This is a genomic window from Campylobacter sp. BCW_6871, from assembly GCF_001762325.1.
Taxonomy (GTDB): Bacteria; Campylobacterota; Campylobacteria; order Campylobacterales; family Campylobacteraceae; genus Campylobacter_D; species Campylobacter_D jejuni.
Window position 1 is genome coordinate 8,760 of the sequence record NZ_MJWQ01000075.1, and the last position, 3,216, is coordinate 11,975.

The window sequence follows — 3,216 nt, forward strand, 5'->3', positions numbered from 1 at the left end:
CATATGGAGGATATCTATCTTTACTCATAGCAAAAATAGCTCCTTGGTATGTGGATGGCGTGATTGATAATTCGGGTGTTTGCTTGCCATTTTTGGCGTGCATTTTAGGAAGAGAAATGAATCAATGTGAATTTTATTTCGAAGAAAGTGGTCATAGGCTTTATTGTTTTGTGTATAAATATTGGACTAGGAATATAAATTCTTTTTATTATTTTGGGGATGAGAATTATTTAATCAGAGCAATTTTAAATTCAAATCATCTTAAAATTCAAGCAAATATTGATAGTGATATCGTTTTTTCGAGTTATCATAGTATACAAGATATAGGTGCGCCAGTGCAAAACAAAATAGAGCTTTATAAGTGTTATCAAGAGTTAGGATATGATGCCACTTTACATTTGATAAAAGATGAAAGTGATGTAGATGGTAGATTTATAAAAAGTTTAGAACATGGGCTTAGAATGACTGATAGAGCTTTATTTAGAAAAGAACTTCCTTTAATGCTTGAAAAATTGCAAGGAAGAAAATCTTTTATGCAAGAAAATTCCATCTCTTATCCTTGTGGAAACAAAGTGTTTACTTTTAAAGATGTGGGAGATAAAATTGAATTAGAGATAATAAACTAAAATAAAGACAAAGGATATATAAAATGACAGCATATTTACATATAGGAACTACCAATACAGGAAATCAAGAAAAACAAGGTTTTTTGATGCAAAATGAAGAAAAGCTTTTGCAAAAAGGTTATATTTACCCAAAAAGTCTTAGAGTGGCAAATAGACACTGGGCTTTGGTGGATATGGTTTTAGAGTTGGTTCAAAAGGAAAATATTTTAAAAGAGAAAAGTGTTTTAAGTCATATCACAAATGAAAGACTTCTTAGAACTATAGAAAATTTTAAAAGTGAAAGTGCTTTACATAAAGATAAAAAATTTATTTTTTCAGCTGAGGGTATAGTTTGGGATTTTTCTACCAAAAAACATGTAGAAATTTTAGAAAAGATTATGAGAGAGTTAGGTTTTACTCAAGTTTATATTATTGTATATTTTAGGGATACTTTGGGTTATTTAAACTCACATTGTTCTCAAGATCATAAAAACAATATGGGATATTATTCTGCTGATTTTGCCCCACAAGATCATCCTAGAAAATATATTTTTGACTATGAATGGATTTGTAAAACTCATACTGAGGTATTTGGAGAAGAAAATTTGATAGTAAGACTTCTAAGGGAGGATTATGTAGGAGGGACTTTGCTCAAGGATTTTGTTTATCATTTAGGACTTGAATGGGATGAGAGTTTTGTTTTAAAACAAACCAAAAATGAAAGTTTTAATCTTTTAGGAATGGAGCTTATGTCAAGATTAAATCAAAAAGATTTAAAGCAGGATAATCTTAATTCTTTGCTTTTTATGGCAAGAAGAAAATTTGAAGGCAGTAAAGAAAAAAGATTAAAATTTGCAGTGCAAAAAGATATTGCTAAGGCTTATGTGGATTATTTTGCTTCTTCGCTTGAATGGGTAAAAAACAAATATTTCCCGCATAAAAATTCTCTTTTTGCTCCTATAAATTGGGAAGAATACGAACAAAATTATACTTTAACTCATACACTAAGTAAAGACTGGGATGATGTGGCGGATTTTATAGCACAAATTATTGTTTCTAAGAATGAAATCATCAGTTCTTTAAAAGAACAGCTTGAACTTGCAAGGAAAGATTAGTCTTTCATTGCAAGTTCAAGCATTTTTTTGATATTTTCAAAGCTTTCAAAATTTTCAGGTGTGATAAATTCTGCTTTTAAGGGTTTTTTATAAAATTTTTCTATTTCAGCAACCAAAGCCATGATATCGATACTATCGATAAAATCTTCACTTACTAGATTTTCCATACTCTCATCGATATCTGTTCTTTCTATATTGATAAAAAAGTGTTTGATTTCTTGCATTTTTACTCCTTTGGTTTTTTGAAATTATAAAATATTTGTTTAAACAAGTTCTTTTAAAACTTTCCTATCAATTTTACCATTTTGATTGAGTTTAAATTTGTCAATTTTAATAAAATTTTTTGGGATCATATAAGAAGGTAATTTATCTTTTAAAAAAGCTTTAAAATTAATCTCATCTTTGCTTTCATAAAAACAAATAATATCTTCTTTAAAAATACAAGCACTATTTTTTACACTTGCATGAGAATTTATCACACTTTCTATTTCTCCAAGTTCTATCCTATGCCCCATGTATTTGATTTGATTATCCGCTCTTCCATAGCATAAAAGTTCGCCAAATTCATTATAAGAAACAATATCTCCTGTTTTATAGAGCAAATCTAAATAATTATCATGCAAAGGATTTTGTATAAAGGCTTGTTTGGTTTTTTCTTTGTCATTATAATACCCTAAAGACAAAGAAGTTCCACGCACGAAAAGCTCCCCTTTAATGCCTATTTGTTTAGGACTTATGAAATTCATATTTTCATCAAAAACTAAAAGTTCTGTGTTTTTACACGCTTTGCCTATGGGTAAAAGTTCTTCATCTTTAAAAGTGCGATTGATGATATAAAAAGAACATACATCAGTGATTTCTGTTGGACCATAAAGGTTGGAAAACAAAGCATTGGGTAAGTGTTTACGCCAAATATTTAGCTGTTTATTGGGCATGATTTCACCACAAAAAAGTATCTTTTTTAAGGCATTTAAACTAAAATTATTCAAAGCTTCAGTATTTGCAAAATAAATCAGCACTGAAGGTACCCAAAATATAGTGCTTACTTTTTCTTTTTCAAGGCATTCTAAAATTTTATTTGGAAAGGCAAAAAGATGATTAGGTAAAAGATGTAAAGTCGCTCCTGATTTTACACTTGAAAAAATATCTAAAATGCTATTGTCAAAATAAAATGGCGCTTGATTGGCTAAAATTTCATTCTCATCAAATTTAAAAGTCTCACATACCCAAAAAGTATAATCAATCACACTCTTATGGGCTATGCTTACTCCTTTAGGAGTGCCTGTACTCCCACTTGTAAAAAGAACATAAAGTAAATTAGTATCTATGTGTTTTTCTTTTGCATTTTTTATTAAACTTTCATCTATATTAAAACTTTCAAAGTCCTCTGTATAAAGCGTAGGCAAATTTAAGTTAAAATTTAAATCTTTTGAAGTGATAAAAAGTTTAGGTTTTAAAACCTCTATGACTTTTTCTACTCTTTCTTTAGGACTTTT

General features: G+C 28.9%; 4 protein-coding genes. 2 read left to right on the top strand and 2 right to left on the bottom strand.

Annotated elements, in window-relative coordinates:
• Together AJ930_RS10655 and AJ930_RS09000 are read left to right on the top strand one after the other, a co-directional pair.
• A partial coding sequence (locus tag AJ930_RS10655) for a DUF2920 family protein (protein ID WP_261659528.1) occupies positions 1-626 on the top strand: 626 nt, incomplete at its 5' end.
• Between the two features lie 23 nt (positions 627-649).
• Positions 650-1,720: an acyl carrier protein gene (locus AJ930_RS09000; RefSeq protein WP_070275233.1), complete on the top strand. Its 1,071-nt coding sequence runs from the start codon at positions 650-652 to the stop codon at positions 1,718-1,720.
• Here the strand turns inward: AJ930_RS09000 and AJ930_RS09005 are convergent.
• Both AJ930_RS09005 and AJ930_RS09010 read right to left on the bottom strand, forming a co-directional pair.
• Positions 1,717-1,944 carry an acyl carrier protein gene (locus AJ930_RS09005; RefSeq protein WP_070275234.1) on the bottom strand — a complete coding sequence of 76 codons (228 nt, stop codon included), beginning with the start codon at positions 1,942-1,944 and terminating at the stop codon, positions 1,717-1,719. The genes AJ930_RS09000 and AJ930_RS09005 overlap by 4 nt on opposite strands.
• Before the next feature lie 39 nt (positions 1,945-1,983).
• On the bottom strand, positions 1,984-3,216 hold a 1,233-nt coding region (locus tag AJ930_RS09010), incomplete at its 5' end, for an AMP-binding protein (protein WP_070275235.1).

Bases quoted from the DNA above. Each gene is read 5' to 3' on its own strand.
- AJ930_RS09000 (WP_070275233.1), top strand. From the start codon at position 650: ATGACAGCATATTTACATATAGGAACTACCAATACAGGAAATCAAGAA.
- AJ930_RS09005 (WP_070275234.1), bottom strand. From the start codon at position 1,944: ATGCAAGAAATCAAACACTTTTTTATCAATATAGAAAGAACAGATATC.